General features: G+C 72.6%; 24 protein-coding genes. 16 read left to right on the top strand and 8 right to left on the bottom strand.

Translation table 11 applies throughout. From position 1 onward, the window contains the following. The first annotated feature begins 117 nt into the window (after nt 1-117). The 6 genes from ABZ930_RS06665 (at nt 118) to ABZ930_RS06640 (ending at nt 5,146) form a co-directional block, all read left to right on the top strand. Nucleotides 118-309 (top strand): hypothetical protein, encoded by a 192-nt coding sequence (locus tag ABZ930_RS06665; protein WP_361542523.1) that lies wholly within the window; start codon nt 118-120, stop codon nt 307-309. A 431-nt stretch (nt 310-740) separates the two neighbouring features. After that, nucleotides 741-2,414, top strand: a complete 1,674-nt coding sequence (locus ABZ930_RS06660; RefSeq protein WP_361542885.1) for an ATP-binding protein — start codon at nt 741-743, stop codon at nt 2,412-2,414. 111 nt (nt 2,415-2,525) lie between these two features. Continuing rightward, on the top strand, nt 2,526-2,945 hold the full coding sequence (locus ABZ930_RS06655) for a roadblock/LC7 domain-containing protein (RefSeq protein WP_361542520.1): 420 nt from the start codon (nt 2,526-2,528) through the stop codon (nt 2,943-2,945). Beyond that, complete coding sequence (locus tag ABZ930_RS06650) at nt 2,942-3,301, top strand: DUF742 domain-containing protein (protein WP_361542517.1); 360 nt, start codon at nt 2,942-2,944, stop codon at nt 3,299-3,301. The genes ABZ930_RS06655 and ABZ930_RS06650 overlap by 4 nt, the downstream gene beginning before the upstream one ends. Further along, on the top strand, nt 3,282-3,899 hold the full coding sequence (locus ABZ930_RS06645; protein WP_111664449.1) for an ATP/GTP-binding protein: 618 nt from the start codon (nt 3,282-3,284) through the stop codon (nt 3,897-3,899). The genes ABZ930_RS06650 and ABZ930_RS06645 overlap by 20 nt, the downstream gene beginning before the upstream one ends. Beyond that, nucleotides 3,896-5,146 (top strand): cytochrome P450, encoded by a 1,251-nt coding sequence (locus ABZ930_RS06640; RefSeq protein ID WP_361542514.1) that lies wholly within the window; start codon nt 3,896-3,898, stop codon nt 5,144-5,146. Before ABZ930_RS06645 ends, ABZ930_RS06640 begins: the two co-directional genes overlap by 4 nt. Before the next feature lie 16 nt (nt 5,147-5,162). On the opposite strand, the gene trpS is transcribed toward ABZ930_RS06640, so the two are convergent. The 3 genes from trpS to ABZ930_RS06625 all read right to left on the bottom strand — a co-directional run bounded on the left by trpS (nt 5,163) and on the right by ABZ930_RS06625 (nt 8,856). Further along, the gene (trpS, locus tag ABZ930_RS06635; protein ID WP_361542511.1) at nt 5,163-6,248 is read right to left on the bottom strand and encodes a tryptophan--tRNA ligase; all 1,086 of its coding nucleotides are present in this window, start codon (nt 6,246-6,248) and stop codon (nt 5,163-5,165) included. Nucleotides 6,249-6,451: 203 nt separating this feature from the next. Next, nucleotides 6,452-7,675, bottom strand: a complete 1,224-nt coding sequence (locus ABZ930_RS06630) for a cytochrome P450 (protein ID WP_361542508.1) — start codon at nt 7,673-7,675, stop codon at nt 6,452-6,454. Nucleotides 7,676-7,815: 140 nt separating this feature from the next. Beyond that, nucleotides 7,816-8,856, bottom strand: coding sequence for an NAD(P)-dependent alcohol dehydrogenase (locus tag ABZ930_RS06625; protein WP_361542505.1), 1,041 nt, complete (start codon nt 8,854-8,856; stop codon nt 7,816-7,818). A gap of 304 nt (nt 8,857-9,160) precedes the next feature. Between ABZ930_RS06625 and ABZ930_RS06620 the strand changes: the two genes are divergently transcribed. From ABZ930_RS06620 to ABZ930_RS06605, 4 genes are all read left to right on the top strand, one after another. Next, nucleotides 9,161-10,147 (top strand): Dyp-type peroxidase, encoded by a 987-nt coding sequence (locus tag ABZ930_RS06620; protein WP_361542502.1) that lies wholly within the window; start codon nt 9,161-9,163, stop codon nt 10,145-10,147. A 5-nt stretch (nt 10,148-10,152) separates the two neighbouring features. Next, nucleotides 10,153-10,968 carry a family 1 encapsulin nanocompartment shell protein gene (locus ABZ930_RS06615; RefSeq protein ID WP_361542499.1) on the top strand — a complete coding sequence of 272 codons (816 nt, stop codon included), beginning with the start codon at nt 10,153-10,155 and terminating at the stop codon, nt 10,966-10,968. A 290-nt stretch (nt 10,969-11,258) separates the two neighbouring features. Beyond that, entirely contained in the window at nt 11,259-12,509 is a 1,251-nt protein-coding gene (locus ABZ930_RS06610) for a cytochrome P450 (RefSeq protein ID WP_361542496.1), read from the top strand. Beyond that, nucleotides 12,506-12,721 (top strand): ferredoxin, encoded by a 216-nt coding sequence (locus ABZ930_RS06605; RefSeq protein WP_361542493.1) that lies wholly within the window; start codon nt 12,506-12,508, stop codon nt 12,719-12,721. The genes ABZ930_RS06610 and ABZ930_RS06605 overlap by 4 nt, the downstream gene beginning before the upstream one ends. Nucleotides 12,722-12,732: 11 nt before the next feature. Here ABZ930_RS06605 and ABZ930_RS06600 read toward each other — a convergent pair whose 3' ends face one another. Then, nucleotides 12,733-13,605, bottom strand: coding sequence for a universal stress protein (locus ABZ930_RS06600; RefSeq protein ID WP_361542490.1), 873 nt, complete (start codon nt 13,603-13,605; stop codon nt 12,733-12,735). Nucleotides 13,606-13,874: 269 nt separating this feature from the next. Here ABZ930_RS06600 and ABZ930_RS06595 point away from each other — a divergent pair, with 269 nt between their 5' ends. Beyond that, nucleotides 13,875-16,280, top strand: coding sequence for a GH92 family glycosyl hydrolase (locus tag ABZ930_RS06595; protein WP_361542487.1), 2,406 nt, complete (start codon nt 13,875-13,877; stop codon nt 16,278-16,280). Nucleotides 16,281-16,298: 18 nt separating this feature from the next. Here the strand turns inward: ABZ930_RS06595 and ABZ930_RS06590 are convergent, their stop codons facing one another. Continuing rightward, the gene (locus ABZ930_RS06590) at nt 16,299-17,684 is read right to left on the bottom strand and encodes an FAD-linked oxidase C-terminal domain-containing protein (RefSeq protein ID WP_361542484.1); all 1,386 of its coding nucleotides are present in this window, start codon (nt 17,682-17,684) and stop codon (nt 16,299-16,301) included. A gap of 143 nt (nt 17,685-17,827) precedes the next feature. On the opposite strand from ABZ930_RS06590, the gene ABZ930_RS06585 reads away from it, so the two are divergent. Then, nucleotides 17,828-18,697 carry a SigB/SigF/SigG family RNA polymerase sigma factor gene (locus tag ABZ930_RS06585; RefSeq protein WP_361542481.1) on the top strand — a complete coding sequence of 290 codons (870 nt, stop codon included), beginning with the start codon at nt 17,828-17,830 and terminating at the stop codon, nt 18,695-18,697. Between the two features lie 9 nt (nt 18,698-18,706). Here ABZ930_RS06585 and ABZ930_RS06580 read toward each other — a convergent pair whose 3' ends face one another. Further along, nucleotides 18,707-19,165: an ATP-binding protein gene (locus ABZ930_RS06580; protein ID WP_361542478.1), complete on the bottom strand. Its 459-nt coding sequence runs from the start codon at nt 19,163-19,165 to the stop codon at nt 18,707-18,709. A 187-nt stretch (nt 19,166-19,352) separates the two neighbouring features. Between ABZ930_RS06580 and ABZ930_RS06575 the strand changes: the two genes are divergently transcribed. After that, nucleotides 19,353-21,329: a hypothetical protein gene (locus tag ABZ930_RS06575; RefSeq protein WP_361542475.1), complete on the top strand. Its 1,977-nt coding sequence runs from the start codon at nt 19,353-19,355 to the stop codon at nt 21,327-21,329. 73 nt (nt 21,330-21,402) lie between these two features. On the opposite strand, the gene ABZ930_RS06570 is transcribed toward ABZ930_RS06575, so the two are convergent. Further along, nucleotides 21,403-21,573 carry a hypothetical protein gene (locus ABZ930_RS06570; protein ID WP_361542472.1) on the bottom strand — a complete coding sequence of 57 codons (171 nt, stop codon included), beginning with the start codon at nt 21,571-21,573 and terminating at the stop codon, nt 21,403-21,405. A gap of 218 nt (nt 21,574-21,791) precedes the next feature. On the opposite strand from ABZ930_RS06570, the gene ABZ930_RS06565 reads away from it, so the two are divergent. Continuing rightward, complete coding sequence (locus tag ABZ930_RS06565) at nt 21,792-23,165, top strand: deoxyribodipyrimidine photo-lyase (protein WP_361542469.1); 1,374 nt, start codon at nt 21,792-21,794, stop codon at nt 23,163-23,165. Here ABZ930_RS06565 and ABZ930_RS06560 read toward each other — a convergent pair. Beyond that, nucleotides 23,140-24,126: a MerR family transcriptional regulator gene (locus ABZ930_RS06560; protein ID WP_361542467.1), complete on the bottom strand. Its 987-nt coding sequence runs from the start codon at nt 24,124-24,126 to the stop codon at nt 23,140-23,142. The genes ABZ930_RS06565 and ABZ930_RS06560 overlap by 26 nt on opposite strands. Nucleotides 24,127-24,350: 224 nt before the next feature. Here ABZ930_RS06560 and ABZ930_RS06555 point away from each other — a divergent pair, with 224 nt between their 5' ends. Together ABZ930_RS06555 and ABZ930_RS06550 are read left to right on the top strand one after the other, a co-directional pair. Then, a complete protein-coding gene (locus ABZ930_RS06555; protein ID WP_361542882.1) occupies nt 24,351-24,860 on the top strand; it encodes a sigma-70 family RNA polymerase sigma factor in 510 nt (169 codons plus the stop codon). 185 nt (nt 24,861-25,045) lie between these two features. Next, the gene (locus ABZ930_RS06550) at nt 25,046-26,278 is read left to right on the top strand and encodes a GNAT family N-acetyltransferase (RefSeq protein ID WP_361542464.1); all 1,233 of its coding nucleotides are present in this window, start codon (nt 25,046-25,048) and stop codon (nt 26,276-26,278) included. The last annotated feature ends 7 nt before the right edge of the window (nt 26,279-26,285 follow it).

Genomic DNA, 26,285 nt, shown 5'->3' with positions numbered 1-26,285 from the left:
TTCCCGGGATCGGACCGAGCATGCACGCTCTTTCGCGGAAAACTTCGGATCGGCTCCGAGCGGCGGCGTCGCGGCCGCGAAAGTCTCAAAGGGCGGTTCAATGACAGGGTAGAAGGCATGAAGTTCCTTCTCGAGATCGACATGGGTGACACCGCCTTCGACGGCGACGCGGCGCGCGAACTGGGCCGCGCGCTGCGATACTGGGGCGGCAATCTCCACCACTTCACCCTCACACCGGGTGAGGGCGCGGCGATCCACGACTCCCAGTACCGGGAGGTAGGGCACTGGACCATCACGGAGAACACGTGATGTTGGCCGAAATCTCTCGCTCGGCAACGCACTGAAATCGCACGGACCGACACCTTCCGGTGATTCTCCCGGCATCAACGCACCCACTTCCACCTCGACTTCGTGGCGCATATAAGGTCGTACCGGCAGCTACCACGACCGGTAGAGGCAGGGGCGAGTTCACGACGAACTCGCCCGCCGGGAGAACTGCCCGGCTTGTCCGGTCTTCCCGTCGCGCGGCGTGACTAGCATGAGCGTTCGTACGGTCCGGAAGATCGGCGTCCTCTTCGGCGCGGACGGCCGGATCCGCCGCCGACCCGACCGGTCGAGTGGCCGCTCCCCGCACGCAACGACCGAGGGACCGCGGAATGTCAGTGCCTGCTCCACCCTCCTCTGCCCGCTCTCAGCCGAAAGCCGGGGCGGGTCGACCGTCGCTGGCCGCGCCGCTCACCGTGCTGGTGGTGGCGGCCGCCGCGGCAGGCGGCGCGGCCGCGCTCGCTCCGGCGGCCGCGCGCACCTGGGCGGTGTGGACGGCCCTGGCGGCCTGGGTCTTCGTGGCCGTCGTCGTGGCCGTGCACACGGCGACCCTCGGCCGCGCCCGGCGCGACGCGGAGACCGCTCGATCCGAACTGGCCCTGGCGAACGGCCGGTTGACCCAGCAGTCGGCCGAGACGGCCCAGCTGGTGAACGTCACCCTGCCCGGCGTGGTGCGGCATCTGCAGGACGGCCGGCTCCCGGCCCCCGCCCCGCCCTACGATCCCCAACTGGCCCGCATCCTCCAGGAGTTCACGACCTCTCTCGGTGAGGCCGTGCACCAGGCCGAGCGGACCGCCGCGGAGCGCGACGCCGCCCGCGCCGAACTCCAGCAGGCGGCGGGCGAGTTGGACCGGCTGGCCTCCGAGACGTTCCCCGCCGCGGTGGAGCGGCTGCGCGAGGGCGCCTCGGCCGACACCGTGCTCGCCGAGCCGACCTGGCCCGAGAACCCCCTGTTGAGGGTTCCGGCCGAGACGTTCCTGCGGGAACTGGCCCTCAGCGAGCGGCGTGGCGCCGCCGCCCAGGCCGCCTCGGCGAAGGCGCTCGGCCGGGTGCAGGCGAAGGCCGTGAGCATGCTCGCCGACCTGCGCGTCATGCAGGAGCGGCACGGCGAGGAGGTCTTCGGCGACCTGCTGCGCCTCGACCACGCCACCTCCCAGCTCGGACTGATGACGGACCGTCTCGCGCTGCTGATGGGCGGCCGCTCCAGCCGCGCCTGGAACCGGCCGATCGTGATGGAGAGCGTGCTGCGCGGCGCCGTCGGACGCATCGCCGCCTACCAGCGGGTGCGGCTGCACTGCGCGACGGACGCGGCCATCGCCGGCTTCGCGGCCGAGGGCGTGATGCACCTGCTCGCCGAACTCATGGACAACGCCGCGAACTTCTCGCCGCCCATCGACGAGGTGCACGTGTACGTGGAGGAGCGCTCCGCGGGCCTGGTCGTGACCATCGAGGACAGCGGCCTGAAGATGGCCGACGCGGCGATGCGGCGCGCCGAGGACGCGGTGTCCGGACAGGTCACCGACCTGGCCTCGCTCCAGGGCACCCGGCTCGGGCTCGCCGTCGTGGGCCGGCTCGCCGCCAAGTACGGCATCGCGGTGAACTACCGGCCGTCCTCGCGCGGCGGCACGGGCGTCGTCGTCCTGCTGCCGCCCCAGGTCCTCGCCCAGCAGCGCGAGCAGGCACCGCCCGTCAACATCCCGCGTCCGGCGCCCGCCGAGACGCACCAGCGCGCCGACGCCCCGGCCCCGGAGGTCGTCCCGGACAGCACGCCCGCCGCGGGTGTCCCGGCCCCCACCGACAGCATGGACACCATGAACCGCGTGGACACCACCGACCCGGTCGTGCCGGCCCCCGCCCGTGGTGTCGAGTCGACGCCGAACGGGCTGCCGGTCCGCCCGCCGGGCCGCACCATGGCCGCGGTCGAGCAGGAGCGCTCGCGCCCCGCCCCCGCCGCCGACCGCACACCGTCCCGGGACGCCGGTGCCCGCTTCGGCGCCTTCCACGCCGCACGCAGGGCGAAGGAAGCCCGCAAGCCCGACTCCCCGGACGCCGGCACCCCGGCCCCCGACCAGCCCGGCACCCCGGACTGACCCCCCGGCACTCGCCCGGCCGCTCCACCCCCGCTCCGCACCGCTCTACACCGTGAGATTGGAGGCACGGGCAGCCCTCCGGACCGCCGGACGGGCCGTCCCGACCCCGCCATGCAGACCACTGACACCAGCCTGACCTGGCTCCTGGAGAACCTGCTCGAGCGCACTCCCGGCACCCGATACGCCCTCGTCCTGTCCCGCGACGGTCTGAAGCTGTGCTGGAGCGAGCATCTGACGCTCGACCAGGCCGACCAGCTCTCGGCGATCTGCTCCGGGATCCAGGCCCTGGCCCAGGGCGCGTCCGTGGAGTTCGGCAACGGCAGCGGCGGCGTACGACACTCGATGACCGAGTTCCACGGCGGGCTGCTCTTCATCGTGGACGCGGGCGAGGGCGCGCATCTCGCGGTCGTCGCCGACGAGGACGCCGACCCGGGTGTCGTGGGCCATCAGATGTCGGAGCTGGTCGAGCAGATCGGGGAGCACCTGCGGGCCGCTCCGCGCCAGACCGGCGCGGGGGGCGGCGCCCAGTGACGCGGCGGCCGGTGGACACCGGTGCCCCGGACCGTCTCTACACGGTCACGGGGGGCCGCAGCCGCGCCGACGACGCCTCCTTCGACCTGGTGACCCTGGTGGTGAGCGAGTGCGAGCCGGCCTCCGGGATGCAGTCCGAGCACGTCCGCATTCTCGAACTGTGCCGACGGCCCACCGCCGTCGTGGAGATCGCCGCCGAGCTGCGGCTGCCGATCACGGTCGTCCGGATCCTGCTCGGCGACCTCCAGGCGGGCGGCAAGATCACCGCCCGTCATCCGGGGGCCGCCCCGTCCGTCGCCGAACTCCCCGATTCCGCCCTTCTCAAGGAGGTGCTCCATGGGCTCCGCAACCTCTGAGCTGCCCGCGCAGCGCACACCGCTCGGCGCCGGCGCGGACACCGGCCTCAAGATCGTCGTGGTCGGCGGGTTCGGGGTCGGCAAGACCACGCTGGTCCGTTCGGTCAGCGAGATCCGCCCGCTGAACACCGAAGAGGTGATGACGCAGGCGGGCGTCGGCGTCGACGAGACCTCGGCCGTGGCCTCCAAGACGACGACCACGGTCGCCTTCGACTTCGGCCGGATCAGCCTCAACGACCACATGGTGCTCTACCTGTTCGGCGCCCCCGGCCAGGAGCGGTTCTGGTTCCTGTGGGACCGGCTGTTCTCCGGCACCCTGGGCGCGGTCGTGCTCGTCGACACCCGGCGCATGGACGACTCGTGGTACGCGATCGACCGCCTGGAGCACCACGGCACCCCGTTCGTGGTGGCGGTCAACCGGTTCGACGACGAGCCGGTGCGTCATTCCCTGGACGAGATCCGCCAGGCCCTCGCGCTGCCCGCGCACATCCCCATGGTCGACTGCGACGCCCGGGTCAGGTCGTCCGGCAAGGACGTGCTGATCACCCTCGTCGACCACCTCTACGCCATCGCCATGGCCCAGGAGACGACACCGTGACGGAAACGACGCCCCCCGCCGTATCGGCCTGCCCCGCGCATGCGGGCGCCGTCCCGCTCAGCGGCCTGCAGTACCAGCAGACGCCGTCGCAGCTGTACCGCGCGCTGCGCTCGGAGCACGGCCCGGTGGCGCCCGTGCTGCTCGACGGGGACGTGCCCGCGTGGCTCGTGCTGGGCTATGCCGAGCTCGGCTATGTCACGTCGCACGACGAGCTGTTCGCGCGGGACTCCCGGCGCTGGAACCAGTGGGAGCACATCCCGGCGGACTGGCCGCTCATGCCGTTCGTCGGGTACCAGCCTTCGGTGCTGTTCACCGAGGGCGACGAGCACCGGCGCCGCGCCGGGGTGATCACGCACGCCCTGGAGCAGGTCGACCAGTTCGAGCTGGCCCGGGACTGCGCGCAGATCGCCGACCGCCTCATCGGCGCGTTCGCGGGCAGCGGGCAGGCCGAGCTGATGGCCGCGTACGCGCACGCGCTGCCGATGCGGGCCGCGGTGCAGATGATCGGGATGCCCGAACTCGCCGACGAGACCCAGGATCTGGTGGACGATCTGCGGATCTCCCTGGACGCCAACGAAGGCGACGACCCGGTGGCGGCGTACGTCCGCGTCGGTGAGCGCATCGCGCGCCTGGTGCGGGAGAAGCGGGAGCGGCCGGGCGCCGATGTCACGTCCCGGATGATCCTGGATCCGGCGGGGCTGACCGACGAGGAGATCGTGCAGGACCTGATCTCGGTGATCGCGGCGGCCCAGCAGCCGACGGCGAACTGGATCTGCAACACGCTGCGTCTGCTCCTCACCGACGAGCGCTTCGCCATCAATGTCTCGGGCGGGCGGCTCAGCGTCGGCGAGGCGCTGAACGAGGTGCTGTGGCTGGACACCCCGACGCAGAACTTCATCGGCCGCTGGGCGGTGCGCGACACCCAGCTCGGCGGCCGGCAGATCCGCGCGGGCGACTGCGTGGTGCTGGGTCTGGCCGCCGCGAACTCGGACCCGCAGATCTGGCCCGAGGGCCACGTCGGCGCGGAGAACGCGGCGCACCTGTCATTCAGCAACGGCGAGCACCGCTGCCCCTATCCCGCTCCCCTGCTCGCCGACGTCATCGCGCGCACCGCGGTGGAGACCCTGCTGGACAAGCTGCCGGATCTGGTGCTCGCGGTGGAGCCGGCCGAGCTGTCCTGGCGGCCGTCGATCTGGATGCGGGGGCTGACCTCCCTGCCGGTGAGTTTCACACCGGTCGTCCAGTAGGCCGCCCCCCGCGCCGTCAGTAGTCGGTGTGCATGGCGGCGCGCACCTCGTCGAGGGTCTGCTCGGCGAGGGCGTTGGCCGTCTCGTTCCCGGCCCGCAGCACGTCCCTGACCAGCTGCGGGTCGCGTGCGTAGGCGGCGCGGCGGGCCCGGATCGGCGCCAGGCGGGTGTTCACCGCTTCGGTGACGCGGCGCTTGAGCGCGGACCCTCCCCCGTCGCCCAGCTCCTCGGCGACCTGCCGCGGGTCGGTGCCCTCGCAGAGCGCGGCGAGCAGGACGAGGGACGAGACCTCGGGGCGGGTCTCGGGCTCGTAGGTGATGCGGCGCTCGGCATCGGTCTTCGCGCCGCGCAGCAGCCGCGCGGTCTCGTCGGCGTCGGCGGACAGCGCGATGGCGTTGCCCCGGCTCTTGCTCATCTTGGTGCCGTCGGTGCCGAGCAGCAGCGGCGCCTCGGACAGCAGGGCCTCGGGGCGCGGGAAGAGTTCCGTGCCGTGGCCGTAGCGGTCGTTGAAGCGGCGGGCGACGGTGCGGGTGATCTCCAGGTGGGGCAGCTGGTCCTGGCCGACCGGCACGAGGTTGGCCCGGACGGAGAGGATGTCGGCGGCCTGGTGCACGGGGTAGGTGAGCATGAGCCCGCTGACGGCCGACTGGCGGGAGTGGGCGATCTCGTCCTTCACGGTGGGATTGCGGTTCAGCTCGGCGACGGAGACGAGGCTGAGGAACGGCAGCAGCAGCTGGTTCAGCGCGGGTACGGCGCTGTGCGTGAAGATCGTGGAGCGGTCCGGGTCGATGCCGATGGCGAGGTGGTCCAGGACGAGTTCGGCGACGTACTCCTTGAGGTTCTCGGCGACGTCGCGGTCGGTGAGGACCTGGTAGTCGGGGACGAGGACGAAGGTCTCGACACCGAGGTCCTGGAGTCTGACGCGGTTGTGGAGCGTGCCGAAGTAGTGGCCGAGATGCAGCCGTCCGGTGGGCCGGTCGCCGGTGAGGACCCGGAAGCGTCCCGGGTCGCTGTGGACGAGCCGCTCCAGTTCGGCGCTGCGGGCCCGCGCGGCGGTGGTGCCGAGGACGTCGGCGGTGGGGTGTTCGACCGTGGTGGTCATGGTCTCTCCCTGCGGTTCGACGGGTCGTGGTCGCCCTCGGGGCGGCCCGGCCTCCGTCGGCGGAGATCCGCGGGAGGAAAGCAAGAAGGGCCGTCCGGGGACGGCCCTTGTTCGTGCATGACTGGGGTCGCCTCTAAGTGAGGCGCCACCAGTTCAGACACGTGGAACGAAGCATGTTTCCGAGGTTAACACCCGGCGGGCCCTCAGGGGGCGACCGGGGTGAACCGCACGGGCAGCGACTGCGGGCCGCGCGTGAACACGCCCTGCTCCACGGGGTCGAAGCCGTCGGCGAGGCGCAGGTCCGGCATCGCGTCGAGCAGTTGGTTCACGCCGATCTCGACCTCCGCCTTGGCGAGCAGCGCGCCGACGCAGAAGTGCCGGCCGAGCGCGAAGGCGAGGTGGTCGGCGGCGGCCGAGAAGGCCTTGGTCGAGGTGAGGTCGTCGCGGAAGATGTCGAACCGGTCGGGGTCGGCGTAGCGGTCCCCGTCGCGGTTGGCCGCGCCGATGAGGCAGGTGACGGTGGCGCCCGCCGGAACGGTGCCGCCGGACAGCTCCACGTCGGTGGCCGACTGCCGCATGATCATGTGGACCGGGGGCGTGTGCCGCAGGGTCTCCGCGAAGGCCCGCTCGATCAGCGAGCGGTCCTCCCGTACGGCCGCCAACTGCTCGGGGTTGACGAGCAGGTTGGCGAAGATGCTGGCGATCGCCTTGTCCGTGGTCTCTCCGCCGGCCGCGAGGAGCAGGCTGCAGAACGCCTTGATGTCCTCGTCGCTCATCCGTACGCCGTCGACCTCGGCGGCGCACAGCGCGGAGAGCAGGTCGTCGCCCAGGTTCTCGCGGCGGGCCTGGATGATCGGGATCATGTACTCGGCGAACTCGACGCGCGTGCGCTCCCCCGCCGCCGTGACGTCCGCGTCCCCCGCGAGGTTGCCGAGGAAGGCGATGACGGCGGTGTACCAGCCGTGGAAGCGGGCGTGGTCGGCCTTGTCGAGGCCGAGCATGTCGGCGATGACGTTGACCGGGAAGCGGGTGGCGTAGTCGCCGACGATGTCGGCGGAGCCGGTGGCGCGGAACTGGTCGATCAGGGCGCGGGAGTTGCGCTCGATGACCGGCAGGAACTTCTCCTGGAGGTCGCTGCCGCGGAAGGCCGGGGCGACCAGGGCGCGGCGCACGGCGTGCTCACGGCCGCTGAGCTGGAGGATCGTCTTGCCGTGGACGGGCTCGAGCTGCCAGTCGTAGTTGTCGGTGGTGAACTGGCCCGCCTTGTCCTTGAAGACGCGCTCCACGTCGGTGTAGCGCGAGACGATCCAGCTCTGCGTCGCCTCGTGCCAGAGGAGCGGCGCCGAATCGCGCAGCGCGCGGTAGGCGGGGTAGGGGTCGGCGGCGAACTCCGGCGACAGTATGTCGGGGATCTGCGCGGTGGACATGGCACTCCCTGAAGTGGGATGTACGGACGGTTCACCTCAGGCTATTGATCACCCGTCACCCGGAACAGACCTCTCCGCGCCGACAGTTGAATGATGAACGCATACCGTGGCCGGAATTCGACCACGGTACGCGTCTCGTGTCAGCCGTTGGGGAGGATCACCGCGCGGCCGTTGATCTTGCCGTCGTGCAGCCGCTCGTACGCCAGGGGCGCGTCGTCGAGGGAGTACGTCTCGGTGTGCACGGAGACGGCTCCGGCCCGGGCCAGGTCCAGCACCTCGATGAGCTCGCCGCGGCTGCCCCAGTAGGGCGCGGTGACGCTGACCTCGAAGTTGGTCGCACCGAAGCCGACCGGGAGCGTGCCGCCGCCGATGCCGACGATGGTCACGTCGCCCTCGACCGCGGCGATCGCGCCGGCGGTCTCGACGGTGGGCTGGACGCCGACGAAGTCGAAGACGGCCTCGGCGCCGCGTCCGCCGGTCAGCTCGCGCACCTTCGCGGCGGCCGCGCTGTCCGAAAGAATCGCCTCGTGCGCGCCGACGGTCCGGGCGAGGGCGAGCTTGTCCTCGGTCACGTCGAGCGCGATCACGCGTGCGGCGGTCATCGCGCGCAGCAGCTGGATGGCCACGTGGCCGAGCCCGCCGGTGCCGATGACGACGGCGGTGGAGCCGGGCACCAGCTTGGGCAGCGAGCGCTTGATCGCGTGGTACGGGGTGAGGCCGGCGTCGGTGAGCGGCACGGTGGCGACGGGGTCGAGACCGTCGATCGGCACGAGGTGGCGCGGGTCGTCGACGATCATGTACTCGGCCATGGAGCCGGGGGCGCCGAGTCCGGGCGGGCGGATGCCCAGCTCGTCGGCGCGCAGGCAGTAGTTCTCCTTGCCCTGCGCGCAGTTGGCACAGGAACCGCAGCCCCAGGGTCCGTAGACGGCGACCGGGTCGCCCTCCTTCAGGCCGGCCACGCCCGCTCCGAGCGCGGCGACGGTGCCGACCCCCTCGTGGCCGAGGGTCAGCGGCAGCTCATAGGGGAATCCCTCGGCGGGCCAGCTCATCACCGCGATGTCGGAGTGGCAGACGCCGGCGGCGGTCACCTTCAGGAGGACCTGTCCGGGGCCCGGCTCCGGGTCCGGGACGGTGACGACCTCGGGTGCCGCCCCGACGGTCCGGTACTGAAGTGCCTTCATGACTCGACTCCTTCGTCAATCTCACTCACCCCCGCCCTTCCACAGTAACCCCCTCGCGTCTCATTGGGACACATGTCCCAATGAGACATGCGGCACGACAAAAAAAGGACCCCGACCGTACGGGGGAGAACGGTCGGGGCCTTGGTTCAAAGTTTAACAGCGAACCAACCGTGCCCCATCCCCTCCGGCGGTTACCGCCAGGTGAGATGGGACACACCCACCCAACTTGCCGCACATGCCGCGCCCCGAATCTACCCATAAAGTGACAAAACTAGAAATCACGGCAGCTGTCACGGGAGACTTCGTGGTCGAGTCGCAGTCCGTCCTCACCCCACCCGCGAAGGCCGCGGTGTTCCTCGTGGTCACCGTCGCTCCCGGCGGCGAGAGCGTGGTGCGCGACACGCTGGAGGACCTGTCCGGACTGCTGCGCTCGGTCGCCTTCCGCTCCCCCGACGACGGCCTGACCTGTGTCGCCGGGATCGGCTCGACCGCCTGGGACCGGCTCTTCGCCGGCCCCAGGCCCCGGGAGCTGCATCCCTTTCAGGCGCTGGCCGGACCGCGCCACCTCGCCCCGGCCACCCCGGGCGATCTGCTGTTCCACTTCCGCGCCCGCCGGATGGACCTCTGCTTCGAGCTGGCCCGGCTCCTCGTCGACCGGCTCGGATCCGCCGTCACCGTCGTGGACGAGGTGCACGGCTTCAAGTACTTCGACGAGCGCGACCTGCTGGGCTTCGTCGACGGCAGCGAGAACCCCGTCGGCGGATCGGCCGCCGAGGCGGTGTACGTAGGCGACGAGGACCCGGACTTCCGCGGCTCCAGCTACGTGATCGTGCAGAAGTACCTGCACGACATGGCCGCCTGGGAGGCGCTGTCCTCCGACGAGCAGGAGCGGGTCATCGGCCGCACCAAGACCGCGAACGTCGAACTGGCCGACGACGTCAAGCCCGCGGACTCGCACGTCGCGCTGAACACGATCGTCGACGAGGACGGCACCGAGCGGCAGATCCTGCGCGAGAACATGCCGTTCGGCAGCCTGGGCCGGGGCGAGTTCGGCACGTACTTCATCGGCTACGCGCGCACCCCGGACGTCACCGAGCGGATGCTGCGCAACATGTTCCTCGGCGATCCGCCCGGCAGCCACGACCGCATCCTCGACTTCTCGACGGCGGTGACGGGGTGCCTCTTCCACGTGCCGAGCGCCGACTTTCTCGACGACCTGCCCGACCCACCGCCCACAGCCGCCGACGCCGTCGGCGGCTCGCTGCGCATCGGCAGCCTCAAAGGAGCCTGAGCATCATGAGCACCCCCACCCCCGGCACCAATCTGCACCGTGAGCTCGCGCCGATCACGCCCGCCGCCTGGGCGGAGATCGAGGAGGAGGCGCGCCGTACGTTCCAGCGCCATGTGGCGGGCCGCCGCGTCGTGGACGTCACCGGTCCCGAGGGGCCGGAGCTGGCGGCGGTCGGCACCGGTCATCTCACGGAGATCGCCCCGCCCGCGCCGGGCGTCACCGCGCGGCTGCGCGGGGCCCGGCCGCTGGTCGAGCTCAGGGTTCCCTTCGTCGTCAGCCGGGAAGCGGTCGACGACGTGGAGCGCGGGTCGCTCGACTCCGACTGGCAGCCGGTCAAGGACGCGGCGCGGTCCATGGCGTTCGCCGAGGACCAGGCGATCTTCGACGGCTACGAGGCCGCGGGCATCCCCGGACTGCGGGAGCGCACCTCGAACCCGGCCCTGAGCCTGCCCGCCGAGCCGCGCGACTACCCGGACACCATCAGCCGCGCCCTCACCGCACTGCGCCTGGCCGGCGTCGACGGCCCGTACGCGCTGCTGCTCGGCGCCGACGCGTACACGGCCGTCAGCGAGACCTCCGACCACGGCTATCCCGTCGCGGGCCACCTGAGCCGGATCCTCGACGGCGACCTGATCTGGGCCCCGGCCCTGAACGGCGCGTTCGTGATCTCCACGCGCGGGGGCGACTTCGAGCTGCGGCTCGGCCAGGACCTGGCGATCGGCTACACGGCGCACGACGCGCACGGCATCGAGCTGTACTTCCACCAGACGCTGACCTTCCTGCCCTACACCGACGAGGCCGTGGTCGCGCTCAACGCCTGAGGGACGCGTTCCCGGCCTCCGCGGACGGCCTGATTCAGGTCGCTCTCGCACCGCGATCCGGCCACCGGGAGGGCCGGATCGCGCGCACCGCCCCTCCCGTACCCGCGCTCCGGGGCGATCCCACGCCGTCTCCCCCGGTCGGCGGCGAAAGACCCCGGCCAGATACCCCGTGCGTACGAACTGGCCGGTCTTGGCGTCGACCTGATCGGTGGTAGGGGCATCAAATGACGAGGGAGCGCGGAACGGCAAGCTCCGCGCGCACGACCGAGCACTGCGAGGCGATCCGATCCATGACGGAATCCACGACGGAACCGGCCCGCCAGGCCCCCCACACCCCGCACGCCACCCACTCGTCGACCGACCCGATCCCCTTCCCCCAGGACCGCGGCTGTCCCTACCACCCGCCGGCCGCCTACGCCCCTCTGCGCGAGGAGGGCCCGCTCAGCCGCGTCACGTTCTACGACGGCAGCACGGTCTGGGCCGTCACCGGACACACCCTGGCCCGCGAACTGCTCGCGGACCCCCGCCTGTCCAGCGACCGCGAGCGGCCCGGTTTCCCGGCGCCCACCGAGCGGTTCGCGAAGGCCGGCTCGCGCCGGGTGGCGCTGCTCGGCGTCGACGACCCCGAGCACAACGCCCAGCGCCGCATGCTGATCCCCAGCTTCTCGCTCAAACGGATCACAGGGCTACGCCCCGGCATCCAGCAGACCGTGGACCGGCTGCTCGACGCGATGGAACGACAGGGGCCGCCGGCGGACCTCGTCGGCGCGTTCGCGCTGCCCGTGCCGTCGATGGTGATCTGCGCGCTGCTCGGAGTGCCGTACGCGGACCACGAGTTCTTCGAGGAGCGCTCACGTCGGCTGCTGCGCGGCCCGGCCCCCTCCGACGTTCAGCGGGCCCGGGAGGAACTGGAGGGATACCTCGGTGACCTGATCGACCGCAAGCGCGCCGATCCGGGCGACGGGCTCCTCGACGAACTCATCCACCGCGACGGGCCGGACGGGCCGCCGGACCGCGATCAGCTGATCGCGTACGCCGTGATCCTGCTCGTCGCGGGGCACGAGACGACCGCGAACATGATCTCGCTCGGCACCTTCACGCTGCTCCGCCACCCCGAGCAACTGGCCGCCCTGCGCGCGGGCCGGACCTCGACGACCGTCGCGGTGGAGGAGCTGCTGCGGTATCTGTCCATCGCGGACGGGCTGCTGCGGATCGCGACGGAGGACATGGAGGTGGCCGGGTCGACGGTCCGGGCCGGCGACGGAGTCGTGTTCTCCACGTCGCTGATCAACCGCGACGAGGGTGCCTTCACGGCGCCGGAGAGCCTCGACTGGGAGCGCAGCGCGCGCCACCATCTGGCGTTCGGATTCGGCATCCACCAGTGCCTGGGCCAGAACCTCGCGCGCGCCGAGCTGGAGATCGCCCTCGACGGTCTCCTGAAGCGGTTCCCCGCGCTGCGGCTCGCGGCCCCCGCCGAGGAGATCCCGTTCAAGCCCGGGGACACCATCCAGGGCATGCTCGAACTGCCGGTCGCGTGGTGAGCGCCGTGCGGGTCGAGGTCGACAAGGACCGGTGCGTGGGCGCGGGCATGTGCGCGCTGACCGCACCGGACGTGTTCACGCAGGACGACGACGGACTCAGCGAGGTGCTCCCCGACCGGTCCACGGTGGCCGGGGAGCACCCCCTGTTGAAGGAGGCGGTACGGGCCTGCCCGGTCGGCGCCGTGTCCCTGACCGACGAGGACAGGCGCTAGAGCACGGACGCTCAGCCGTGCGGCACCACCGCGACCGGGCACGGCGCGTGGTGCAGCACGGCGTGCGCGACGGAGCCGATGCGGGCGCCGACGGCGGTGCGCCGGGCCCGGCGTCCGACGACCAGGAGCTGGGCTCCCGAGGCCACCGACAGGAGCACCTGGCCCGCGCTGCCGATCTCGACGTGCTCGACGACGGGCACGTCCGGGAAGCGCTCCCGCCACGGGGCGAGTGCCGCGCCCAGGGCCTTCCTCTCGTACGGCTCGATGCCCCCGGACTCGTCGAGGAGCTGGAGCGAGGCGGGGCTGTAGGTGAACACCGGCGGCAGGCTCCAGGCGCGCACCGCCCGCACCGTCGCGCCGCGGGCCGCCGCGGTGCGGAAGGCGAACTCCAGGGCGGCGGCGCTGTCCTCGGCGTCGCCCTCCTGTCCGACGACGATCTCGCGCCCGGCCGCCTCGCCGCTCGCCTCGTCGCCGGCCCTGACCAGGACCACGGGCCGCTCGGTCGTGGCGACGACCTGCTGGCCGACGGAGCCGAGCAGGAACCCGACGAGGGTGCCGTACCCGCGCGAGCCGAGGACGAGGATTTCCGCGTCGCGTGCGGCGTCCGTCAGTGCCGCGGGGGCGCCGTCGTCGAGGACGTCGATGGTGACGGAGAGGCCCGGGTGGCGCTCGGCGATCTCCTGCTCGGCGTCCTCCAGCAGGTCGTGCGCCCACTGGACGCGGGCGGCCTCGTCGGCGGCCAGCGCGAGGCTCTCCGGCACGGCCTCGCTCACGTGCACGAGCCGCAGGGGAAGCTCGCGCCGTACCGCCTCGCGCGCCGCCCAGGCGGCCGCCGCCGCGCTCTCGGGTGATCCGTCCACTCCCGCGGTGATCGGCCGGGCCATGGGACCGCCTCCCTCATCCGTGCACTGCACTGTCGGTTGTCGCCCGTTCCGCACCGCCGCGGACGGGCCGCTGCCGTCGATCTTGCCCTACTGCCGGGTTTGTCCCCACCGCAGTCTCGCCGACCTGGCGGCCCGGCGCCGCCGAAGTGACTCAAGTGGCCTGGTTTCACCGTGTGTTCATCTGTGATCCGTCCCGACCCGTTCCCCGGGACGGCGCGGCGATCTACGCTCGGCGGCGCTCTGTGCCCCACCGACGAAAGGCCGACTCCGTGCCCGACAGATCCGCGGCGCCCGCGCGCCGTCTCGCCGTGCTCGGTCTGGCGACCGCTCTCGCCCTGACCGTGCCCGGCCCGCTCGCCTCGGCCGCCGCGCCACCGGTCCGCCCCACCGCCTCCGTCGACCCGCTGATCGGCTCGGCGAACGGCGGCAACACCTATCCCGGGGCCACCCGCCCGTACGGCATGATCGCCTGGTCCCCGACCAGCACCACCGGCGACCAGACCAACACCGGCGCGGCGAACGGATACGCGTACAACACCACCCGGATCCGCGGGCTCAGCCTCACGCACGTCAACGGCGCGGGCTGTCATCCGGGCGCCGCGGGCGACGTGCCGATCATGCCGTTCGTCGGCGACGTCACCTCGTCCCCCTCGGCCGACACGAAGGACGCGGTGTACGCGTCCGGCTTCTCCCACGCGAACGAGCGCGCGGTGCCGGGCCGTTACACGCTCGGCCTCGACTCCGGCGCCTCGGCCGACCTCGCGGTGAGCCGCCGGGCGGGCGTCGCCGACTTCGGCTTCCCCGCCGACAAGTCCGCCTCGCTGCTGTTCCGCACCTCCAACTCCCTCAACGGCAGCGAGGACGCGCACGTCGAGATCGACCGCGCGCACCGCAAGGTGACCGGCTGGGTGCTGACCGGGGCGTTCTGCGGACGCCGGGCCAACGGCGGCACCAACAACCGCAAGAGCTACTACAAGCTCTACTTCAGCGCCTCCTTCGACCGCGACTTCGCCTCGTACGGGACCTGGAAGGACGCCACCGTCTCCCCCGGGTCGACCAGCGCGGACGGCGGCGAGGGCTATGCGACCGGCGCCGACCGCGCGGGGCGCGGCTCCGGCGGTTGGGTCGGCTTCGACCCGTCGTCTGACAACGATGTCCACATGCGGCTCGGGATCTCGTACGTGTCCCTGAAGGGCGCCGAGACCAATCTGCGCGAGGAGATCGCGCCCCGGGCGAGCGTCGACGCGGTGGCCGCGGAGGCCTCCCGCGACTGGGACCGTGAGCTGGGCTCGGTGCGGGTCTCCGGCGGGAGCCAGGCGCAGCGCACCACGTTCTACACATCGCTCTACCACTCGCTGATGCAGCCCAACGTCGTCAGCGACACCGACGGCCGCTATCCCGGTATGGACGGCGCCCCGCACCGCCTGGCGCGCGGGCAGGGCGCGCAGTACAGCAACTTCTCGGGCTGGGACCAGTACCGCGCGCAGATCCAGTTGCTGGCGCTGCTGAAACCGAAGGTGGCCGGGGACTTCGCGCAGTCGCTGTTCAACTTCGCGCGGCAGAACGACGGCGTGTGGGACCGCTGGGTGCACGTCAACGGAGCCACGCACGTCATGACCGGCGATCCGTCCGCCGCCACACTCGCCACCTTCTACGCGATGGGCGTACGGAACTTCGACTACGAAGGCGCTTTCGACTCGCTGGCGCGGCAGGCGACCGAGCCGCGCGACGCGGGCCTGTCGGACGCCGGCTGCCCAGGGCAGTGCGAGGGCCAGCGCCCGAACCTGGCGCAGTACCTGACCTCGCACTACGCGCCGCAGGACGTGTGCCACTGCTGGGGCGGGGCCGCGGAGACGCTGGAGGACTCGGTCGCGGACGCCGCGCTCGGCTCGTGGGCGAAGCTGCTGGGCCGGGAGAAGGAGGCCGCGTACTTCACCGAGCGCGGGACCTGGTGGCGCAATGTGTTCAACCCGGAGACGGGTTACATCCAGGCGCGCAAGGCCGACGGGTCGTGGGTGACTCCGTTCAGCCCCGGCAGCGACCTGGGGTTCGCGCAGGGCACGAGCGCCACGTACACCTGGATGGTGCCGCAGGACGTGCAGGGTCTCGCGGACGCGATGGGCGGGCGGGAGACCGCCGCGAGCCGCCTCGACGGGTTCTTCCACAAGGCGGACGGCTCCTGGTCCGTCAAGGGCGGCGACGCGCTGCGCTACGACCCGACGAACGAGCCGGGCATCCACGCGCCGTGGCTCTACAACGCGCTCGGTCAGCCGTGGAAGACGCAGGCCACGGTCCGCGAGATCGTCGACACCGTGTACGGGACCGGACCCTCGGGCCTGCCCGGCAACGACGACCTCGGGACCATGTCCGCCTGGTACGTCTTCTCGGCGCTCGGCCTGTACCCGAAGGCGCCCGGCAGCGCCGATCTGCTGCTCGGCGCCCCGCTGTTCCCGCACGCTGTGGTGGACCGGCCGGGGCGCACGGACCTGGTGGTCGACGCCTCGGCGGCCGACGACGCGCACGCCTACGTCGCCGGGGTGCGGCTCGACGGCCGTGACCACGACCGGTCCTGGACGGGCGCGGGCCTGCTGCGGACCGGTGGCACCCTCTCGTACCGGCTGACGGATCGGCCGGACACGACGTGGGCCACCGGTCCGGCGGGGCTGCCGCGCTGACGTGACGCCCGGGGAGGGTCAGTCCTCGCCGACGACCTTCCCCGGGTTGAACAGGTCCAGCGGGTCGAGGGTCCGCTTCACGGCGCGCTGCAACGAGAGCACGGACGGGCCGAGTTCGTCGCGCATCCCGGCGCGCTTGAGCAGTCCCACGCCGTGCTCGCCGGTGACGGTGCCGCCCGCGGCGATCGCGGCCTGGAGCAGTTCCTCGAAGGCGGCCTGCGCGGCGACGCGGGCCGCCTCGTCGCCGGGCTCGGTGATCAGCAGGGGGTGGAGGTTTCCGTCGCCCGCGTGCGCGATGGTGGCGATGCGGACGCCGTGCCGACGGCCGATCTTCTCGATGGTCGCGAGCATCTCCGGCACGGCGGAGCGCGGCACGCACAGATCCTCGGTGAGGACCGGGCCGAGCCGTTCGAGCGCCGGATAGGCGAGGCGGCGTACGTCGAACAGGGCCTCGGCCTCGACGGCGTCGGTGGACTGCTCGGCCCACAGCGCCCCGGCCTCGCGGAACGCGGCGGCCATGGCGTCCGCCTCGGCGGCGCCCGCGTCGCCGGGGGCGTCGAGCCGGGCGAGCAGCATGGCCTCGGCGCCGGGTTCGATGCCGAGGTGCTTCCAGTCCTCGACCGCCTGCATGCAGGCACGGTCCAGGAGTTCGAGGGCGGCCGGGGCCAGGCCGCGGCTCGTGACCAGGGCGACCGCGGCGCCCGCCGCGACGAGGCTGTCGAAGGCGCCGACGACGGTGCGGGGCTCCGCCACCGGGGCGGGCCGCAGCTTCAGCGTGATCTCGGTGACGACCCCGAAGGTGCCCTCGGAGCCGACGAACAGGCTCGTCAGGTCGTACCCGGCGACGCCCTTGGTGGTGCGCCGGCCGAGCCTGACGCGGGAGCCGTACTCGCCCGCGGGGCCGCCCATGACGACCTCCATGCCGAGGACGTAGTCCCGGGTGACGCCGTACTTGAGACAGCACAGGCCGCCCGCGTTGGTCGAGACGTTGCCGCCGATCGTGGACCAGGGGGCGCTGGCCGGGTCCGGCGGGTACCAGAGGCCGTGCTCGGCGACGGCGGCCTTGAGGTCGTTGTTGACGACGCCGGGCTCGACGACGGCGATCAGGTTCTCGGTGTCGATCTCCAGGATGCGGTTCATCCGCGACACGTCGAGGACGAGGCAGCCGTCGACGGCGTTGGCGCCGCCCGACAGGCCGGTGCCCGCGCCCCGGGTGACGACGGGTATCCGCCGGGCCGCGCACTCCCTGACGACGGCCTGGACCTCGTCCGCGGACGTGGCGCGCACCGCCGCGAGGGGCTTGCCCACGGGCGCCCACTCGGCGTCGTCGCTGCCGAGCGAGGCGAGGACGTCCGCGTCCGTGACGAGGGTGCTGTCGGGGAGCGCGGTGGCGAGTTCGCGCACCGTCCCTGCTGTGTCTGCCGTGTTGATGGCGTACCTCCTGAGCAAATGTGCATGACCGGCGAGTTCGCGGGTAACTGCCGAACACCATGATGGAACAGGGTGTTGCGCCGGTTCACGGCGCGGGAGGGACGGTGGATTCCACCATGAGCGGGACGGACGTCACTGCGCAGAGGACCCGGGCCACGGTCGGTGAGGCATCCGCGTACGAGATCTCCGACCCCGGCCGGGTGGCGCCGCTGGACGCGCGGGAGCTGTCGCGCCAGTTCTTCCGGCGGCTCGCGGAGCTGGAGGAGGGCACTCCGGAGTACCAGTACACGCGCAACACGCTGATCGAGATGAACATGTCGCTGGTCCGCTTCGCGGCCGGTCGTTTCCGGCACCGCGGCGATGACATGGAGGACATCGTCCAGGTCGGCACGATCGGTCTGATCAAGGCGATCGACCGGTTCGAGATCTCGCGCGAGGTCGAGTTCACCTCGTTCGTGCTGCCCTACATCACGGGCGAGATCAAGCGTTTCTTCCGGGACACGACCTGGGCCGTGCACGTGCCGCGCCGGCTCCAGGAGATGCGGCTCGAACTGGCGAAGGCCCGCGACGAGCTGTGCAGCCGCCTGGACCGGGAGCCGAGCACCGCCGAACTGGCCACGCTGATGGACATCTCGGAGGGTCAGGTCGTGGAGGCCCAGCTGGCCTCGAACGGGTATACGTCCGCGTCCCTGGACGCGGCGCTGACCGGTGACGGCGGACAGGACGGCGAGTCGGTGCTCGCCGACTTCATCGGGGTCGAGGACGGGGCGATGGAGCTCGTCGAGGACTTCCAGTCGCTCGCTCCGCTGGTGGCCAGGCTCCCCGCCCGGGACCGGCAGCTGCTCCATCTGCGGTTCGTGGAGGAGCTGACCCAGGCGGAGATCGGTGAGCGGCTCGGGTACTCGCAGATGCATGTGTCACGCCTGATCAAGCAGCTGATCTCCCGGCTCAGGTCGGGGATGCTCGCCGAGGCGGACACCGTCTGAGGCGGACCCTCAGGAGGGCAGCGAGAGCACTGCCCGTACGCGCTTGCCGACGGGCACCCGCTCCACGGTGACCTCGGCGAGCGCGTCCACGATCTCCAGGCCGTGCCCCCCGATGCGCCCAGGATCCTTGGGAAAGCGCAGGGGCACGGCCGCGCTGCTGTCGTACACGGTGACGGCGATGTGCCGCTCCGTCCCCTCCAGCTCCAGCACGTAGGGACCCGCGCTGTGCCGGTCCGCGTTGGTGACCAGTTCACTCACGATGAGCATGACGTCACCGGTGACGTGCGCGTCCAGTCCCACGCACCACTCCTGGCGCAGCCGGGTCAGGAACGCGCCGGTGAAGGCGCGCGCGTCGGCTATGCAGCCAGGTTCACCGGTGTAGTGCGTCACCTGCCGCAGCGGCTCGACCGACGCCTCGAAGCCCGATCGGATCACTTCTCCGCCCATGCACTCGGTGTACTCGCTCATCCATGTCTCTCTCACCTGCCGGCCCGTGTGGCAAGGCCCCCGCAGCCATGCTGATACCCCGACTCGGGCCCGGCAGTCCTGATCGGCCGTCCGAGTGACCGCATCGGGTTCCGGTCGTTTGACCGTCGTCGACACGTCTCGTGGTCCGGCGCGTCGACGACCGTCAAACCACCCGAAAGGTCTGATCATGTCCGTTCTTCGAACCGGCCGTCCGATCAAGCGCACCAGGATAGCCAAGGATCACGCCGAAGCCGCACTCGTCGCGCAGTACACGGCGTTGGTGCGGCTGGCGTACCTCACTCTTCCCGCCGCTCTCTCCCGCCACCGTCGGGTGCTGCTGGCCCACGGAGCCGCGCAACGGGCGCTGCCCGGGGCGCGCGGAACGCTCGTGCCCCGCCAGCGCGGTCCGCAGGACGGCGACGCCGTCACCGGTGACGCACTGCGGGTACGGGTTCTGCGCGCGGCCCTGTCCGCCGCCCACCGGCCCACCGGCTGGCCCGGCGCGCTGCCGCCGCCCCGGACCCTCGTGCCGAGGCTGCCCGTGGTGTGGGGGCTGCGGCTGTTCCCGCACGCGGGCGGCGCGGAGGAGATCGAACTGGGGCAGGCGCTCGCCGACGCGCCTGCCCCGACGCGTGCCGCGTTCGTGCTGCGCCGGGTCGACGGGCTGCCGGACCGGCGGACCGCCGCGCTGCTGGAGGCGGCCGGTGTTTCCGACGCCGGGGCGAGTGTCCGGGCCGCCGCGAAGCTGGACAAGGCCGCCGGCCCCGCCGCCGAAGCCCTGCTGCGCTCCCAGGAGTTCGACGCCTGTTCGGTCCAGAGCCGGCCCACCGACCTGGTGCGCCGGGGCCGGCGCAAGCGGGCCGTGTGGCTCACCGGCGCGGCCGCCACCGTCGCCCTGGCGGCGGTGATCGTGCCGCAGACCACCGACGGCTCCGGGCAGGCCACGACGTCGGCCCGGGCGGCCACCCCCCGCTACCTCTCCGCCGACCGCCTGGTGCGGGTCGGCGCGGAGCAGTGGGCGGACACCTCCCGTGTCGACTTCACGGCGTGGCCGGCCCGCGGCGACCGCAAGGACGACAAGGACCTGCTGTCCCGCGCCCTCGGCACCTGGGCGGCGCCCACGACGGACGTACGCGTGACGGCGACGCCCGGCACGCCGACCGACGCGCCACCGCGCAGCCCGCAGTTGCTGTTCGCGGGTGACGTCGGCGGCCGGGGCGTTGTCCTGTTCAGCGACGGCGAGCGGCTGGCCCGGTACACCGACGCCGACGGGGACTCCCCCGCGGCGCTCGCCCTCTCCCGGGCGGACGACGCGGACGTCACCACGGCCGCCGTCGTCGTGCTGGCCCGGTCGAAGGGCTCGGCCCGCTATCTGACCGCGCCGTGGGTCGCCGAGTCGACGACCCGGGATCTGTTGCGGCCCGACAGTCCGGCCCGGCCGCTGAACGTGTCGGACGACGGGGTGACCGACGCGGTCCCGGTGGTCGCTGCGGGGAACTGCGTGCGGCGCCCGGTGCTGCAACTGCGGTCCTCCTCGCGGATCGTGGAGCACCACGCGTTCGTCGTCGCGGATCTCGGCGGGCTCTCCCCCGTGCACCTCACGTACACGCCGCTGCCGGGTCACGGCACTCCTCCGGCGCGGCAGCCCCGTGAGGCGACGAGCAGTCAGGCACTGCTCGCGTGGGCGCGCAGCGCGTGCCGGCTCGGATCGTGGGAGGGCGGCGCCGTGCGCGCCGTCAACGCCTGGGACTTCGCCGAGCAGGAGCTGCCGGAGGGCGGCGGCCACGCGGTGTGGATGTGCGCCCGTGCCACGACCTGGCAGGGCCCCGGCGACGTGGCCCTGTTCCTGCGGACGCCCACCTCGTCGCTGACCTCGCCCGCCGAGCTGGTGGGGCAGGCGCGGAACACGGCGGCGTGCAGCCGGTTCGGGCAGCACGTGGTGGCGTCGACGCGGTGGAAGTCGCCGAAGGACAACTGGTACCTGGTCGCCGCGGGCAGCCGCGCGGTCGTCGGGATCTCGGCGAGCGGTGCGGTGGACACCGACCGTCCCGGCCGCACGCTGGCGGTCCGGGCGCCCGAGGACGGCACGGTCCGGGTCACGGGACGCCTCTCCGGGGAGGCCGGTGGGGAGCGGCTCTCGGAGGTGGGCGCGGCACGGCGTTGAAAGCCCCCGGCCACGGGGCCGGGGGCTCGGTACAGGGTGGAGCGGCCCGCGCGTGCGCGGGCCGCTCCCCTGTTCAGCCGGAGTGCTCCGCGTCCCCGGTCACCACGAGGAACGCGTCCGTCTCCAGGTCCATCACCACGCGTGCGGAGCGGCCCTGGGCACGTAGTCGCGCCGCGTACTCCTCGGCCGGCCAGGACCCTCGCGGCGCTCCCGCGGAAAACCGTCGCAACACCTCTGCTCGCATCTCGCCAGCACCTCCACCCGTCGCACTCTCGCGGACCGCTCTCGCCCTGTGGCGCTCCGCCGTCCCTGTACTTCGCCTGCCCGCACTTGTTCCGTACATGCACGGCCGGTGGCCCGCCGGGACCGGGAACCCGTTCGGTCCATCGCTGCATCCAGGTTCGGCGCGGCCGGGGAAGGGCTGGAGTAGAGGTCTGTCCACCGTTTCCCCGGGAGTCGTTCGTGCGTGTCCGTGTCGTCCTGTTCACCTCCGACCTGCGGGTGCACGACCACCCGCCGCTGCGGGCCGCCCTCGACGCATCCGACGCGGTGGTGCCGCTGTTCGTCCGGGACAGCGGGATCGACGCGGCGTCCTTCACCGTGCCGAACCGGGAGGCGTTCCTCGCGGACTGTCTGCGGGATCTGGACGCGGGACTGCGCGAGCGCGGCGGCCGGCTGATCCTGCGGGACGGCGAGGTGACGGACGAGGTCGCGAAGGTGGTGTCGGAGACCGACGCGTGCGCGGTGCATCTCGCGGGCGGGGTGAGCCGGTACGCGCGGCGGCGCGAGGACGCCCTGCGTGCCGCGCTGCGGGGTCTGGGCTGCGAGGTGGTCGTGCATGACGCGGTGGTGACCTCTGTGCCGCCCGGGGAGGTGGCGCCGGCGGGCAAGGACCACTTCGCCGTGTTCACCCCCTACCACCGGCACTGGGACCAGCAGCCGGTCCGTTCCGTGGTGCGCGCGCCGCGCGCGATCACGGTGCCCGAGGGGGTCGGCTCGGCGCCGCTGCCCAAGCGGAGCAAGGTGCCGGGGGTGTCCCCGGGGCTCGCGGAGGGCGGCGAGGAGGCGGGCCGGAAGCGGCTCACGGCGTGGCTGCGGTCGGGGATCTCCGCGTACGAGGACCGCCACGACGACATGGCGGGCGACGCCACCTCGAAGCTCTCCCCGCATCTGCATTTCGGCACGATCGGTCCGGTGGAGGCGGCGACGCGGGCGCGGGCGGCGGGCGGCCCGGGCGCCGAGGCGTTCGTACGGCAGCTCGCCTGGCGGGACTTCCACCACCAGGTCCTCGCCGCGCGCCCGGCCGCGGCGCACGCCGACTACCGCTCCCAGGGCGACCGCTGGCGCACCGCCCGCTCGGCGCGCGAGGACATCGAGGCGTGGCAGGAGGGCCGTACGGGCTATCCGGTGGTGGACGCGGCGATGCGGCAGCTGGAGCACGAGGGCTGGATGCACAACCGGGCCCGGCTGATCGCGTCGTGCTTCCTCGTCAAGACGCTGTACGTCGACTGGCGGGTCGGGGCCCGGCACTTCCTGGACCTGCTGGTGGACGGGGACGTGGCGAACAATCAGCTGAACTGGCAGTGGATGGCGGGTACCGGCACCGACAGCCGGCCGAACCGGGTGCTCAATCCGCTGGCGCAGGCCGAACGGTACGACCGGGACGGCACCTATGTGCGGCGCTGGGTGCCGGAACTGGCCGGTCTGGAGGGCTCCGCCGTGCACCGGCCGTGGAAGCTGAAGGGCCTGGAGCGGGCCAAGTACGACTACCCCGATCCGATCGTCGAGCTGTCGGAGGGGCTCGCGCGGTTCAAGCGGGCGCGGGGTCTCGACTGATCTCCGGGTACAGCCGCCCGATCTGGAGCAGGGCCTCCGGCAGGGTCGTCGGGTGCAGTGCGCCCCGTACGCCGCGGCCGGCCCAGCCGGGCCCGCACAGCATCACGGCGGGTTTGCCGCGGGCGCCGCGCACGCCCCAGTGGGTCTCGGCCAGGTGGCGGGCCAGCGGCAGGCTCGCCGTGGAGCGGGCCTGCGCCCACAGCACGACGACGCGCGGACCGGTTCTGCGCACGGCGGCGGAGACCGCTTCGACGGGTACGGCGGCGCCGAACATCCTTTGCGGCACGCCGAGTTCGCCGAGGGCGGCGCTCAGCGCCTCCAGCGGCAGCACGTGCTGTTCGGCGGGCACGCAGGCCAGCACGAGCGGCGGCAGCGTGGACACGGGGGCGACGGGGACGGCCTGGTGCAGGGCGCGGGAGACGTGCCAGGACAGCAGGTGCTCGACCTCCACGTACCGGTCGCCCGCCTCCTCCCATTTGCGGCCCACCGCGTGCAGCACCGGCACCATCACGTCCTGCCAGGTGGGCACCAGGCCGTAGGTCCGCACGGCGTCGGAGAGCAGCCGGTGCACGGTGGGGGCGTCGAGCCGGGTCGCGGCGCGCGAGATGCCCCGGGTCAGGCGCTCCGGCGAGGCGGCAGTGAGGGGTCCGGCGGCGGCCAGGGGCTGTCGCGGCAGCTCCGCGGGGCCGGTCATCAGGCGTTTGCGGGCGAGGCGCGCGGCCTCCGCGGGCGGCAGGCCCGTCGTGGTGAGGCGGCACATCTCCTCGACGACCGCGACGTCGTCGTCCGTCCAGCGCCGGTGCCGCCCCTTGGACCGCTGGACGGGTCCCAGTCCGTAGCGCCGGTCCCAGCTGCGCAGCGTGGTCGGGGACACCCCGAGCCGCCGTGCGAGGGCTCCCGTGGTGACGCCGGGGCCTTCCTCCGACGGTTGCGCGTGCCGTGCGTCTCGCCCCTCGTCCATCGCCTCACGATACGACGCACAACCGATGCGGGTTGCCGGGTTGACGAAGTCGTTTCCAGGATGACCGGGCCACAGCCGGGCGTGGAGCCCGCATGCCCGGTCGTGGACGCCACGAGGTGAGTTCACGACCGTTTCCAGGAGTTGACGAGACATCGATGAGCACAGCGGTGCGGCGGCACGTACCCGATCCGCGCACGGCCTCGGATGCCGTCCTGGCGGACGGGATGGCGGCCGGTGACCCGGCGTGTCTCGCGGAGGTGTACCGGCGGTGGGGGCCGCTGGTGCACCGGCTCGCCGGACGGGCGCTCGGCGACGTCTGGGACGCCGACGACGTGGTGCAGCAGGTCTTTCTCGCCGCGTGGCGCGGACGTTCCGGCTACCGGCCCGAACTCGGCACCGCGGCCGCCTGGCTGACGGGCATCACCCGGCGCCGGATCGCGGACACGCTCGCTGCGCGCACCCGGCGCGCGGCCCTCGTCGAGCTCGCGGGCTCCCGGTACTCCGCCGAGGTGGCGTCCGTGGAGCCGGTGCTCGACCGGATCGTACTGACACAGGAACTGGCGAAGTTGCCGGTTCCCCAGCGCACCGTGCTGTGTCTGGCGTTCTACGAGGATCTGACCCAGCCGCAGATCGCCGAGCGCACCGGCTGGCCGTTGGGCACGGTCAAGAGCCACGCGCGGCGCGGTATGCAGCGGCTCAGCGTCCGCCTCGGGCTCGTCCGGGGGCAGGGCTGAGAAAAAATCGGCGAGGGAGTGCATCCGGAGACCGCGGAACCCGGGAAGTATCGGTTGCGCCTCGGAGGACTCCGGTGCCGCGCGGCCTCGGGTGGCCCGGACCCCGCCACCCAGACGGTCGCAGCGCGGCGGCCGCCGCCGGGGCCGCTCGCGTGGGCGAAAGCTCACGGCTAGGCTGGATGATCATGAATGCGCCTTCCGTCCAGTTCCGCGACGTTCCCGAGTCAGAGATCCCCCGCGCGCTGGCGCTCGCCTATCTCGTCTTCCACGAGACGCCCGAGAGCGACCAGCGGCGCCGGCACGAGAAGATGCTCGCCACCTGCCTGCGGATCGGCGCCTACGACGGTGCCGAGCTGGTGGGTTTCGCGGCCGCGCACCCCTTCGAGATGTCCGTGCCCGGCGGCGGTGAACTGGCCTGTCCCGGGCTGACGTTCGTATCGGTGGCACCGACGCACCGCCGGCGCGGGGTGCTGTCGGGAATGATCGGCGAACTCTTCACGCGCTGTGTCGCCCAGGGGGCGCCCCTCGTCGCCCTGTGGGCCTCGGAGGCGTCGATCTACGGGCGTTTCGGCTTCGGCCCCGGCACGTACGGGACGACGGTGGAGATCGACGCACGCCGTCCGCTGGCCCTGCGCATTCCGCCGGACCCCCGCCCCCTGCGCCTGGTCGACGCGGAGGCGGCGCCCGATGTGCTCGGCCCGTACTTCGAGGGGACCAGATCCCGTCGGGCGGGGCGGCTCGCGCGTACCAAGGACTGGTGGCACGAGGAGTGGCTGGCCGACAAGGACGAGGAGGACGCCGAGTTCTCGCCGGCGCGGGTGGTGGTGCTCGGCGAGCCGCCGGCCGGCTACGCGATCTACCGCACGAAGCAGGGCGACGCGGCGTCGCAGGCGAAGGGACTGGTGCGCCTGGACGAGCTGGAGGCGGACTCCCCGCAGGTCGCGGCGGCGCTGTGGACCTATCTGGCCGGGATCGACCTGACGGACCGGGTGCGGGCCTGGGGGCGTCCGGTCGACGATCCGCTGACGCTGTTCGCGGGCGATCCCGACCAGGTGCGGGTCACGGAGCAGTTCCCGGCGCTGTGGGTGCGGCTCGTCGACGTCCGTGCGGCGCTGGCCGCGCGCTCCTGGGCCGCGCCGGTGGACGTGGTGCTCGAGGTCCGCGACCCGCATCTGCCCGCCAACGAGGGGACGTTCCGGCTGATCGCGTCCCCGGACGGCTTCTCGTACGCCCCCACCGGGGACGCTCCCGACCTGACCCTCGATGCGCGCGATCTGGCGAGCGCCTTCATGCGGTCGGTGACCGTGCACGCGCTGGTGGCGGCGGGGCTGGTCACCGAGCACACGCCGGGCGCGGCGCCGATGTTCGACGCCGCGCTGTCCACCGGTTCGCTTCCGCACACGGCGGACGCGTTCTGAACTCCCG

The sequence above is a fragment of the Streptomyces sp. NPDC046716 genome, from assembly GCF_040645755.1.
Lineage (GTDB): Bacteria > Actinomycetota > Actinomycetes > Streptomycetales > Streptomycetaceae > Streptomyces.
This window is presented reverse-complemented; position numbering and strand designations above follow the sequence as displayed.